Below are 12177 nucleotides of genomic sequence, written 5' to 3' on the forward strand. Positions count from 1 at the left end.
CGAAACCAGGCGTGAAATGTAATTTTACAACACTGATATTTCACCCGGGTTACCCGCATGAGCATGTTAACAGGGTACCGCCTCTGATGCCGTCATTCAAATGTCTGTTGAACGGCGATTTTTTCTTCGTCGGGTCACGAATCAAAACTGTTGGGAATGACCACGCCTTTATCAAAGCGCGATTCTTTGAGCGCTTCTTTGACCCGCTTCAAGTTATCTCTGAATTTAGCCCCTCGGCGCAAGGTAAATCCGGTGGCGAGCACGTCAATGAGCGTTAATTGCGCGATCCGCGACACCATCGGCATGTAAACGTCGGTGTCTTCGGGCACGTCGAGCAGCAGGGCCAGGGTCGCCGCCTGGGCGAGCGGGGTGTCGCGCGAGGTGATAGCCAGCACCGTGGCGTCGTTCTCCCGCGCCAGGTGGGCCATCTCCACCAGATTCTTGGTGCGGCCGGTGTGTGAGATCAGCACCACCACGTCGCCTTCGCCGGAGTTCATGCAGCTCATGCGCTGCATGACGATGTCATCGAAGTAGACCACCGGAATGTTGAAGCGGAAAAATTTGTTCATCGCATCGTGCGCCACCGCCGCGGAGGCGCCCAGCCCGAAGAAAGAGATCTTTTTTGCCTGGGTGAGCAGGTCAACCGCACGATTGATTGCGGCAATATCCAAATTTGCCTTTACTGTATCCAGGCTGGCCATTACCGATTCGAAGATCTTGCTGGTATAGGAATCGACGCTGTCATCTTCCTCAACGTTACGGTTTACGTAGGGCGTGCCGTTAGCCAGGCTTTGGGCGAGATGCAGTTTGAAATCGGGAAAGCCTTTGGTATCAAGGCGGCGGCAAAAGCGGTTGACGGTAGGTTCGCTGACGTCGGCCATGCGCGCCAGCGTGGCGATGCTGGAGTGAATGGCGGTCTGCGGGGAGGCCAGGATCACCTCGGCGACTTTCCTTTCAGATTTGCTCAGGCGTTCCAGATGGCTCTGGATTTTGTCCAGCGTATTCATATAACGAGAGTCACTCATGGTTTTATCCCTGTGGCTTTCAAGCAACAGCGTCGAATTTCGCCCGTGTTCGCCGTGCAAGCAGACGCCAAACGAGCGGCTGTAACCTGGAATCGATAGGGTATGTCGATTTCAAACAAAGGAGAAATCAATGCCGGTTTAGTGAAAATATACTACGTGCTGGTAACCGTTGGCAGTCTCGACACGGCGTATGCAGGGTTTTTTCACCAGAATATGACCTGTGTCTAACTTTCATAATGGTAACAGAGCGTCAAAAAAGACGAAAAATTACAGTTTTGCCCGTGGTGAGGGCGTTGGCGTAGATTGGCGCTTTCCACTGGAATCTTGAGGCCTTTTTTTCTGCTTTGCTCCGGGTTTGCTGGCCGTAGTCAAACAGAGTACATTAGTAATGTAAGAAAATTACAAATATCCTGCAACGAGGAGATGAACATGGCGGTAACCTCTACAGCCCAGGCGTGTGACCTGGTTATTTTCGGCGCGAAAGGTGATTTGGCGCGCCGTAAGCTGCTGCCTTCCCTGTACCAGTTAGAGAAAGCCGGACACATCCACCCGGATACGCGGATCATCGGCGTCGGCCGCGCGGAGTGGGATAAACAAGCCTATACCGAAGTGGTCAAGGAAGCGCTTGGCACCTTCATGAAGGAAAAACTGGATGATGAACTCTGGGCCACGCTAAGCGCGCGCCTGGACTTCTGCAACCTGGACGTCAACGACAGCAAGAACTTTACCAAATTGGGTAAAATGCTGGATCAGAAGCACCGCACCACCATCAACTACTTCGCCATGCCGCCAAGCACCTTTGGCGCCATCTGCAAAGGGCTGGGCGAAGCCAAGCTGAACCATGAGCCGGCGCGCGTGGTGATGGAGAAACCGTTGGGCACCGATCTGGCGTCCTCCCGCGTGATCAACGATCAGGTGGCGGAGTTCTTCAATGAGTCCCAGGTCTATCGCATCGACCACTACCTCGGCAAAGAGACGGTGCTGAACCTGTTGGCGCTGCGTTTTGCCAACTCGCTGTTCGCATCCAACTGGGATAACCGCACCATCGATTCGGTGCAGATCACCGTGGCGGAAGAGGTGGGCATTGAAGGGCGCTGGGGCTATTTCGACCAGGCCGGCCAGATGCGCGACATGATCCAGAACCACCTGCTGCAGATCCTGACCATGATCGCCATGTCGCCGCCGGCGGATCTGACGACCGACCGCATCCGCGACGAGAAGGTCAAGGTGCTGCGCTCACTGCGCCGCATCGATCAGACCAATGTCCGGGAAACCACCGTGCGCGGTCAGTACACCGCCGGCTTCGTCCAGGGCAAGAAAGTGCCGGGTTATCTGGAAGAGGAAGGGGCGAACAAGAGCAGCAGCACCGAAACCTTCGTCTCTATCCGCGTGGATATCGACAACTGGCAGTGGGCCGGAGTGCCGTTCTACCTGCGTACCGGTAAACGTCTGCCGACCAAATGTTCGGAAGTGGTGGTGTACTTCAAAAACCCGCCGCTGAACCTGTTCAGCGATTCTTACCAGCAGTTGCCGCAGAACAAGCTGACCATCCGTCTGCAGCCGGACGAAGGCATCGAAATTCAGGTGCTGAACAAGGTGCCGGGGCTGGATCACAAGCACCGTCTGCAGACCACCAAGCTGGACCTGAGCTTCTCGGAAACCTTCAACCAGGAGCACGTGGCGGACGCCTACGAGCGCCTGCTGCTGGAGACCATGCGCGGCATTCAGGCGCTGTTCGTGCGCCGCGATGAAGTGGAAGAAGCCTGGAAGTGGGTCGACTCCATCATGGACGCATGGAAAGCCGACAACGAGGCGCCTAAGCCTTACCAGGCGGGCACCTGGGGGCCGGTGGCCTCGGTGGCGATGATCACCCGTGACGGCCGCTCCTGGAACGAGTTCGAATAATGCGTAATGCCGGCGGCCTGTCTGCCGGCTTTTTTTTGCCTGCGATCTGCGCGTGGGCCACATCACTTACGGTACGGCCGGACGTCCGCGCATGCGGAGCCCTGTGGCAGGGGCGTGCCATTGTTAACCGCGAGTAATGGAGAAATAACGATGAAAAACTGGAAAACCAGCGCCGAGCAGATCCTGACTGCGGGGCCGGTGGTGCCTGTTATCGTGATCAACAAGCTGGAGCAGGCGGTGCCGCTGGCGAAAGCGCTGGTTGCCGGCGGCGTGCGGGTATTGGAGGTGACGTTGCGCACCGCCTGCGGACTGGAGTCTATCCGCGCTATCGCCAAAGAGGTGCCGGAGGCGATCATTGGCGCCGGTACGGTGATCAACCCGCAGCAACTGCGGCAGGTGACCGAAGCGGGGGCGCAGTTCGCCATCAGCCCGGGGCTGACCGAAGCCTTGCTGCAGGCGGCGACGGCGGGGTCAATCCCGTTGATCCCGGGCATCAGCACCGTATCTGAACTGATGCTGGGCATGGATTACGGCCTGCGCGAATTCAAATTCTTCCCGGCGGAAGCCAACGGCGGCGTGAAGGCGCTGCAGGCGATCGGCGGCCCGTTCCCGCAGGTGCGCTTTTGCCCGACCGGCGGCATTACGCCGAACAATTACCGCGATTATCTGGCGCTGAAAAGCGTGCTTTGCATCGGCGGTTCCTGGCTGGTGCCGGCGGACGCGCTCGAAAAAGGCGACTATGCGCGCATCACTGAACTGGCGCGCAGCGCCGTCAGCGGCGCCGCGTTGTAACCCGCACCAGGCCTGGGGTTGGCGCTTATTTGCGCACCCGCGAATACCGCAAGGCTCAACGCTCCGTTGGGCCTTTTTTAATTTTTATCGTGATTAACTTTCTTATTTTTAACCCGTTTTTTTCTGCTTTTTTATGAAAACGGCAGTTTGCTTTCTTATTTTGGCTGTGGTAAAAATATCTCAGTTGAAAATTTTACTTTTATGAGGATATTGGGCAAATCGCACGGTGTGCGGCTGATAATAGAGAACTATTATGATGACTATTAACGGAACTACCCTCAGAACCTCTACGTGCCAACTCTTCCTGTCTGCGATCCTTGCCAGTGAGCATCACTGGTGCAGCGAACTATAGCGTCTTTCTCCCTTAACCGGTGCTGGTAGCGGGCTTACGCCTTCGCTCTACCGTTCAGCCGGGCAAACATCCTTTTTGCGTTTGGGTCAGTTTATCCCCAGGGATCTCTGCGTCTTGCGCGCCGTACTGCGGCCGTTCGACGAGATAAATCGGGATAAATATGCCTTGGCGCGCGTTATTCGCCGTTTGGGAGAAAAATTATGATTTATTGGATATTTTTAGGTTTGGCCATCATGACCGAAATCATCGGCACCTTGTCGATGAAATACGCCAGTGTCAATGGCGGCATGATCGGGCATATCGTGATGTACGTGATGATCACCGCGTCTTATGTGTTGCTGTCAGTAGCGGTAAAACGCGTGGCGTTGGGCGTGGCTTATGCGCTGTGGGAAGGCATCGGCATTCTGTTCATTACCCTGTTCAGCGTGCTGTGGTTCGACGAGCCCATTTCGGCGCTGAAGGTACTGGGTCTGGCTACGCTGATCGCCGGTATCATGCTGGTGAAATCCGGTACCCGCAAAGAGCGAAAACAGGTCAGCCCGCGAGGTGACAACCATGCAACAGTTTGAGTTGTACCACATTGGGTTCCTGGGATTGGCCATCGTGCTGGAAATCATCGCCAACATCTTCCTGAAGATGTCGGACGGTTTCCGTAAAATTTGGCTGGGATTGCTGTCGCTGCTGTCGGTGCTCGGTGCGTTCAGCGCCCTGGCGCAGGCGGTGAAGGGCATCGATCTGTCAATCGCTTACGCGTTGTGGGGCGGTTTCGGCATCGCCGCCACCATCGCCGCAGGCTGGATCATGTTCGGCCAGCGGTTGAACGCCAAAGGTTGGATTGGCCTGGCGTTGTTACTGGCGGGGATGGTGATCCTTAAACTGTCCTGATAGCGGACAATAAAAAACCGCAGGCGTTGCCGTCTGCGGTTTTTTTTCGTCTGCGCGTGGCTTACAGCGCGGCGATGATTTTGATTTCCACCTTGTACTTCGGATTCATCAGCTGAGCCTGCACGGTGCAGCGCACCGGCGCGCTGCCGGCAACGACCCAGGCGTCCCAGGCGGCGTTCATCGCGGCGAAGTCGGCGGTATTGGCCAGGAAAATGGTGGCATCCAGAATACGGCTTTTGTCCGAGCCTACGCGCGCCAGCAGCACGTCGATGGCGGCGAGGGCGTTGGCGGTCTGCGCGGTCGCGTCATCATCCAGGTTCTCCGGCACGCTGGTGTAGTAAACGGTTTCGTTGTGCACCACGGCTTCGGACCAGCGCTGATCGGGATCAATTCTTTCGATATTCATTTGCTTATCTCCATATCATAGTCCCGCTAAGGGTAGCACAGCCGGTGATGAAAAAGCGCGGCGATAAAGTGGGTGGTAGCCGGGCGGCAGGCTTGGCATAATCACCGCTGAATGACACCGGCAGAGAGACAGCGTGACAGACGATTTTGCAACAGACGGCGCATTGGCGCAGGCTATCAAGGGATTCAAACCGCGTGAGCCGCAGCGGCAGATGGCGCAAGCCGTCATCGAGGCGATCAATTTCAAGCAGGAGCTGGTGGTGGAAGCCGGCACCGGCACCGGCAAAACCTTCGCTTATCTGGCGCCGGCGCTGCGCGCCGATCGCAAAGTGATCATCTCGACCGGTTCGAAAGCGTTGCAGGATCAGCTGTATGCGCGCGATCTGCCCACCGTCGCCAAGGCGTTGAAGTACAAAGGCAAGCTGGCGCTGCTGAAGGGGCGCTCCAACTACCTGTGCCTGGAGCGGCTGGAGCAGCAGTCGATGGCCGGCGGCGAACTGGCGGGGCAGACGCTGATCGATTTGGTGCAGCTGCGCAAGTGGTCGTCACAGACCAAAGAAGGCGACATCAGCACCTGCAGCGAAGTGGCGGAAGACAGTTTCGTTTGGCCATTGGTGACCAGCACCAATGACAACTGCCTGGGCAGCGATTGCCCGCTGTATCAGGATTGCTTCGTGGTCAAGGCGCGCCGCCGTGCGATGGATGCGGATGTGGTGGTGGTGAACCATCACCTGTTCCTGGCGGATATGGTGGTGAAAGAGGGTGGTTTCGCCGAGCTGATCCCGGAAGCCGAGGTGATGATTTTCGACGAGGCGCACCAAATCCCCGACATCGCCAGCCAGTATTTCGGCCAGCAGCTCACCAGCCGCCAGCTGCTGGATCTGGCGAAGGATATCACCATCGCCTACCGCACCGAGGTGCGCGATGCCGCTCAACTGCAAAAAAGCGCCGACCGTCTCAGCCTGAGTACGCAAGATTTTCGCCTGAATCTGGGAGAGCCGGGGTTCCGCGGCAATCTGCGTGACGTGCTCGGCGAACCCAACGTGCAGCGCGCTCTGTTGCTGCTCGATGATGCGCTGGAGCTGTGTTATGACGTGATGAAGCTGTCGCTGGGGCGTTCGGCGCTGTTGGACGCCGCCTTTGAGCGCGCCACGCTGTACCGCGCGCGCCTCAAACGCCTCAAGGCGGTGACGGAACCGGGCTACAGCTATTGGTATGAGTGCAATTCGCGCCACTTCGTGCTGGCGCTGACGCCGTTGACGGTGGCCGACCGGTTCCGTGAAATGCTGGACGAGAAGCCGGGCAGCTGGATCTTTACCTCGGCCACGCTGTCGGTCAACGATCAGCTGGGCCACTTCACCGAACGGCTGGGGCTGACCAAGGCCAAAACGCTGCTGCTGCCGAGCCCGTTCGACTATGCCAAACAGGCGTTGCTGTGCGTGCCGCGCTTTTTGCCTTCGCCGAATCAGCCCGGCGGGGCGCGCCAGCTGGCGCGCATGCTGCGGCCATTAATCGAAGCCAACAACGGCCGCTGCTTCTTCTTATGCACCTCGCACCAGATGATGCGCGAGTTGGCGGAAGAGTTCCGCGCCACGATGACGCTGCCGGTGCTGTTGCAAGGGGAAACCAGCAAAGGGCAACTGCTCGCGCAGTTCGTCGCCGCCGGTAACGCGCTGCTGGTGGCGACCAGCAGCTTCTGGGAAGGGGTGGACGTGCGCGGCGATGCGCTGTCCTGCGTCATCATCGATAAGCTGCCGTTCACTTCACCGGACGATCCGCTGCTGAAGGCGCGCATTGAAGATTGCCGCCTGCGCGGCGGCGACCCGTTCAATGACGTGCAGTTGCCGGATGCGGTCATCACCCTGAAACAGGGCGTCGGCCGTTTGATCCGCGACACCGACGATCGCGGCGTGCTGGTGATTTGCGATAACCGTCTGGTGATGCGCCCTTACGGCGAGGTGTTCCTCAATAGCTTGCCGCCCACGCCGCGTACCCGCGATCTGAAGCAGGCCATCGCCTTCCTGCAGGCCGCCGATGCGTCGGCCACGTGAAAGATGAAGGGCTTACGGGGCTGTGCTACAATGCGCGCCCTGTATGAAAAACCCAGTTTTATTCCCGCCAGAGGTTGGCATGTCCACGCGAATTTTAGCGATCGATACCGCGACGGAAGCCTGTTCCGTCGCCGTCTGGAATCAAGGCGAAACCCACGCCCTGTTTGAGCTGTGCCCACGTGAGCATACGCAACGAATTTTACCTATGGTGCAGCAGGTGCTGGCGGAAACCGGTCTGGCGCTCAACCAGCTCGATGCGCTGGCCTTCGGTCGCGGCCCCGGCAGCTTTACCGGGGTGCGCATCGGTATCGGCATCGCTCAAGGCCTGGCGCTGGGCGCCGATCTGCCGATGATAGGCGTTTCCACGCTGCAAACCATGGCGCAGGGCGCCTGGCGCGTCAGCGGCGCGGAGCGCGTGCTGGCGGCGATCGATGCGCGCATGGGTGAAGTTTACTGGGGGCAGTTCGAGCGCCAGGCGGACGGCAGCTGGTTGGAAAGCGAAGGCGAGGCCGTGCTGTCGCCGGCGCAGGCGCTGGAGCGTGCGCAGCGCCTGCAGGGCGAATGGGCCCATGTTGGCACCGGGTGGCAAACCTACCCCGACTTGGTCAAGGGTTCCGCGTTGAGCCTACGTGACGGCCAAATGCTGTTGCCGCAGGCGCAAGACATGCTGCCGCTGGCGCTGCAAGCCTGGCAAGAAGGGCTGGCGGTAGCGGTGGAAAACGCCGAGCCGACCTATCTGCGCAATGAAGTCACCTGGAAAAAACTGCCGGGCCGCGACTGATCGCGGCGTATTGTGCTGATGTTGATGCCGGGCGATGAGGGGCTGCAACTTGAACGATGAAACGCGGTCAAAGTTACAGCCATTTCAGGAGATTGCGACCATGTTAATCCGCACTGCAAGTAAAAAGCTGTCGCTGCTGGCCGTCGCCTGCGGCGCGCTGGTTTTATCCGGGTGCGTCACCGTACCGGATGCGATCAAAGGCTCCAGCCCTTCGCCGGTGACTCAGCTTTCCTCGGTACAAAATGCACCCAACCTGTTTACCGGCGCGGAAGCCCGTTTCGGCGGCACCGTGGTAAACGTCGCCAACGAACAAGGGCGCACGGTGCTGGAGATTGCGGCGGTGCCGCTCGACAGCGGTGCGCGGCCGATACTGGGCGAACCGTCGCGCGGCCGCTTGCTGGCCACGGTAAACGGCTTCCTCGAACCGGTCGATTTCAAAGGCCAGCTGGTGACCGTCGTCGGCGCCATTACCGGCCTGAAAGAGGGGCGAATCGGCATGACGCCGTATCGCTTCGTGACGATGAACGTGACCGGTTTCAAACGCTGGCATCTGGTGCAGCAGGTGGTGATGCCGCCTGCGCCAATGGGCCCCTGGGGCTGGCGCGGAGGTCCGTGGGGACCCGGTTGGGGCGCAGGCTATGGCTGGTATAACCCTGGCCCGGCACAGGTGCAAACCATCGTAACCGAGTAGCATACGCTTGATGTGAACACATTTGACAGGGCGGCTCAGGCCGCCCTTTTGTTTTTTGGGATAAGGAATATCCGACAATTAGTGACGTACATCGCAACCTGAATAATGTTTAAAACCCGAACTGGTCTGCTGAGTTAAAATATTGTTATGGTTAGGCTGCGAGTTTGAGGGCTGCGATGATAATTAGTAATGATTTCAGGAGTAATACCTTGGATAAGGTCTGGTTAAAACGGTATCCGGCAGATGTGCCCGCAGAGATTGATGCCGATCGCTATTCGTCGTTGATCGAAATGTTTGAGCATGCCGTGCAGCGCTATGCCGATCAGCCCGCCTTTATCAATATGGGCGAGGTGATGACCTTCCGCAAACTGGAAGAACGCAGCCGGGCTTTCGCGGCTTACCTGCAAAATGAACTGGGCCTGAAGAAGGGCGACCGCGTCGCGCTGATGATGCCTAACCTGTTGCAATACCCCATCGCCCTGTTCGGCATTCTGCGCGCCGGCATGGTGGTGGTCAACGTCAACCCGTTGTATACCCCGCGAGAGCTGGAACACCAGTTGAACGACAGCGGCGCCAGCGCCATCGTCATCGTCTCCAACTTTGCCCATACGCTGGAAAAAGTGGTGTTCAACACTCAGGTCAAGCACGTGATCCTGACGCGCATGGGCGATCAGCTGTCGGCTGCCAAAGGCACGCTGGTCAACTTCGTGGTTAAATACGTCAAGCGCCTGGTGCCCAAATACAACCTGCCGGATGCCATTTCATTCCGCAGCGCGCTGCAGCGCGGCCGCCGTCTGCAATATGTAAAACCGGACATCATTAATGCCGATCTGGCCTTCCTGCAATACACGGGCGGCACCACCGGTGTGGCGAAGGGCGCGATGCTGACGCACCGCAATATGCAGGCCAACCTCGAGCAGGCCAAAGCCGCCTATTCGCCGCTGTTCCGCGAAGGGCAGGAACTGGTGGTGACGGCGTTGCCGCTTTATCACATTTTCGCGCTGACGGTGAACTGCCTGCTGTTTATCGATCTGGGCGGGCGCAATTTGCTGATCACCAACCCGCGCGATATTCCGGGGCTGGTGAAGGAGTTGGGTAAATACCCGTTCACCGCCATGAGCGGGGTGAATACCTTGTTCAATGCGTTGCTGAACAATGAAGAGTTCCACAAGCTCGATTTCTCTACGCTGCGTTTCTCGGTCGGCGGCGGCATGTCGGTGCAAAAAGCGGTGGCCGAGAAGTGGGAAAAAACTACCGGTAAACACCTGCTGGAAGGCTATGGCCTGACGGAGTGCGCGCCGCTGGTGGCCGGTAACCCTTACGATCTGAAACACTACAGCGGCAGCATCGGCCTGCCGGTGCCGTCGACGGACATTCGGTTGGTGGACGACAATGGCCACGATGTGCCGCCGGGCGAACCGGGCGAACTGTGGGTCAAAGGGCCGCAAGTTATGTTAGGCTATTGGCAGCGCCCGGAAGCCACCGACGAAGTGCTGAAAGACGGCTGGTTGGCGACCGGTGATGTGGTGACCGTGGACGAGCAGGGGTTTGTGCGCATCGTTGATCGCAAGAAAGACATGATCCTGGTCTCCGGTTTCAACGTTTACCCGAACGAGATCGAGGATGTGGTCAGCCAGCATCCGAAAGTGCTGGAATGTGCGGCGATCGGCGTGCCCAGCGAGGCCTCTGGCGAAACGGTGAAGATCTGCGTGGTGAAGAAAGACGCCTCGCTGACCAAGGAAGAGCTGTTGACCCATTGCCGTCGGCACCTGACCGGGTATAAAGTGCCTAAAATTGTTGAGTTCCGCGATGAACTGCCGAAGTCTAACGTCGGCAAGATTTTGCGGCGAGAACTGCGCGATGAGTTAAAAACGCCGAAGCCGGCCGATGCCGCCTAGGCGTCGCTCTCGCGCCTGACTATCAACAACGCCGGTGAATGCCGGCGTTGTTGTGTTTGAATCCTACAAGAGAATGATGTTTTGAATTATCAGTTGATCACTACCGATGCCGGATTGCAGCAGGTCTGCGAGCAGGCGAGAAAGCATGCCCAGATTGCGCTGGACACCGAGTTTGTCAGAACGCGCACCTACTATCCGCAGTTGGGCCTGATCCAGCTCTACGACGGTGAACAACTCTCCCTTATCGATCCTCTCCCGATCAAGCAATGGCAGCCGTTTGTCGACCTGCTGGCCGACACCGCCGTGGTGAAGTTCCTGCATGCCGGCAGTGAAGATCTCGAAGTGTTTCTCAACGCCTTTAAAACGCTGCCGACGCCGATGGTCGATACCCAGATCCTGGCGGCCTTTACCGGCCGGCCGCTCTCCTGCGGCTTCGCGACGCTGGTGGCGGAGTACATGAAGGTTGAGCTGGACAAGAGCGAGTCGCGCACCGACTGGCTGGCGCGCCCGCTGACCGAAAGGCAATGCGTGTACGCGGCCGCCGACGTGTTCTATCTGCTGCCGATGGCTAAACAGCTGGTGCAGGAGACCGAAGAGGCCGGTTGGACCGCGGCGGCCAATAATGAGTGCCTGCTGCTGTGTCAACGCCGTAGCGAGGCGCTGGCGCCGGAAGTCGCCTACCGCGAAATCAGCAATGCCTGGCAGCTGCGCCCGCGTCAGCTCGGTTGTTTGCAGAAGTTGGCGGAATGGCGGCTGCGCCAGGCGCGTGAGCGCGATCTGGCGGTGAACTTCGTGGTGCGTGAGGAGAACCTGTGGCAGGTAGCGCGCTATATGCCGTCTTCGCTGGGAGAACTGGATTCTCTGGGGCTGAGCGGGCCGGAGATCCGTTATCACGGCAAAACGCTGCTGGCGCTGGTGGCGGAGGCCGAAGCGCTGGAGGAGTCCGAGTTACCGGCGCCGTTGGCCAACCTTATCGATCAGCCGGGCTACAAGAAGGTGTTCAAAGACATCAAGGCGGCGATCGCTACCGTCAGCGAGCAAAGCGGGTTGAGCAGCGAGCTGCTGGCATCCCGTCGCCAAATTAACCAATTGCTGAACTGGCATTGGAAACTGAAGGACGGCGAAAGTCGCCCTGAATTAATCAGCGGCTGGCGCGGCGATTTATTAATGGCGCCGTTGCAGGACATCCTGAAAGATTATTAATCGCTGATTATCACCTGGGCAGGGTAGGGAAACTCTGCTCGGGTGAATATAGGCAGGAAATAATGCGTTGAAGGTAAATCTGGCCAGAATTTACTTTAAACGAGGCGGCGGCAAAGTTAATTGGGAATAGTCCCAAAGGGAAAAATCGCTTTTTTGCTACCGATAAAGCTTAATAACTGGATGCACATA

Annotated in this window: 11 protein-coding genes; 9 read left to right on the forward strand and 2 right to left on the reverse strand. The window is 58.2% G+C overall.

What is annotated here, in order from left to right; genetic code table 11:
• Positions 1 to 134: 134 nt before the first annotated feature.
• Positions 135 to 1007, reverse strand: a complete 873-nt coding sequence (locus ACJ8KE_RS04345) for a MurR/RpiR family transcriptional regulator (protein WP_016927443.1) — start codon at positions 1005 to 1007, stop codon at positions 135 to 137.
• Positions 1008 to 1454: 447 nt separating this feature from the next.
• Between ACJ8KE_RS04345 and zwf the strand changes: the two genes are divergently transcribed.
• From zwf to mdtI, 4 genes are all read left to right on the forward strand, one after another.
• Complete coding sequence (gene zwf, locus ACJ8KE_RS04350; protein WP_028127476.1) at positions 1455 to 2930, forward strand: glucose-6-phosphate dehydrogenase; 1476 nt, start codon at positions 1455 to 1457, stop codon at positions 2928 to 2930.
• Between the two features lie 150 nt (positions 2931 to 3080).
• Positions 3081 to 3722, forward strand: a complete 642-nt coding sequence (locus ACJ8KE_RS04355; protein WP_197789173.1) for a bifunctional 4-hydroxy-2-oxoglutarate aldolase/2-dehydro-3-deoxy-phosphogluconate aldolase — start codon at positions 3081 to 3083, stop codon at positions 3720 to 3722.
• A 552-nt stretch (positions 3723 to 4274) separates the two neighbouring features.
• Positions 4275 to 4643 carry a multidrug/spermidine efflux SMR transporter subunit MdtJ gene (gene mdtJ, locus ACJ8KE_RS04360; protein WP_004932327.1) on the forward strand — a complete coding sequence of 123 codons (369 nt, stop codon included), beginning with the start codon at positions 4275 to 4277 and terminating at the stop codon, positions 4641 to 4643.
• On the forward strand, positions 4630 to 4959 hold the full coding sequence (mdtI, locus tag ACJ8KE_RS04365) for a multidrug/spermidine efflux SMR transporter subunit MdtI (protein WP_004932324.1): 330 nt from the start codon (positions 4630 to 4632) through the stop codon (positions 4957 to 4959). Before mdtJ ends, mdtI begins: the two co-directional genes overlap by 14 nt.
• A gap of 61 nt (positions 4960 to 5020) precedes the next feature.
• Here mdtI and ACJ8KE_RS04370 read toward each other — a convergent pair whose 3' ends face one another.
• Positions 5021 to 5365: a RidA family protein gene (locus ACJ8KE_RS04370; protein ID WP_015378124.1), complete on the reverse strand. Its 345-nt coding sequence runs from the start codon at positions 5363 to 5365 to the stop codon at positions 5021 to 5023.
• A 133-nt stretch (positions 5366 to 5498) separates the two neighbouring features.
• Between ACJ8KE_RS04370 and ACJ8KE_RS04375 the strand changes: the two genes are divergently transcribed.
• The 5 genes from ACJ8KE_RS04375 (at position 5499) to rnd (ending at position 11988) form a co-directional block, all read left to right on the forward strand.
• Positions 5499 to 7415, forward strand: coding sequence for an ATP-dependent DNA helicase (locus ACJ8KE_RS04375; RefSeq protein ID WP_239441918.1), 1917 nt, complete (start codon positions 5499 to 5501; stop codon positions 7413 to 7415).
• A 79-nt stretch (positions 7416 to 7494) separates the two neighbouring features.
• Entirely contained in the window at positions 7495 to 8196 is a 702-nt protein-coding gene (gene tsaB, locus ACJ8KE_RS04380; protein ID WP_049299182.1) for a tRNA (adenosine(37)-N6)-threonylcarbamoyltransferase complex dimerization subunit type 1 TsaB, read from the forward strand.
• Positions 8197 to 8296: 100 nt separating this feature from the next.
• A complete protein-coding gene (locus ACJ8KE_RS04385; protein ID WP_016927449.1) occupies positions 8297 to 8887 on the forward strand; it encodes a Slp family lipoprotein in 591 nt (196 codons plus the stop codon).
• A gap of 209 nt (positions 8888 to 9096) precedes the next feature.
• Positions 9097 to 10785: a long-chain-fatty-acid--CoA ligase FadD gene (gene fadD / locus ACJ8KE_RS04390; RefSeq protein WP_016927450.1), complete on the forward strand. Its 1689-nt coding sequence runs from the start codon at positions 9097 to 9099 to the stop codon at positions 10783 to 10785.
• A gap of 81 nt (positions 10786 to 10866) precedes the next feature.
• Complete coding sequence (gene rnd, locus ACJ8KE_RS04395) at positions 10867 to 11988, forward strand: ribonuclease D (protein ID WP_016927451.1); 1122 nt, start codon at positions 10867 to 10869, stop codon at positions 11986 to 11988.
• Positions 11989 to 12177 lie beyond the last annotated feature (189 nt).

This window comes from Serratia sp. CY56464 (assembly GCF_052168435.1).
Taxonomy (GTDB): Bacteria; Pseudomonadota; Gammaproteobacteria; order Enterobacterales; family Enterobacteriaceae; genus Serratia; species Serratia marcescens.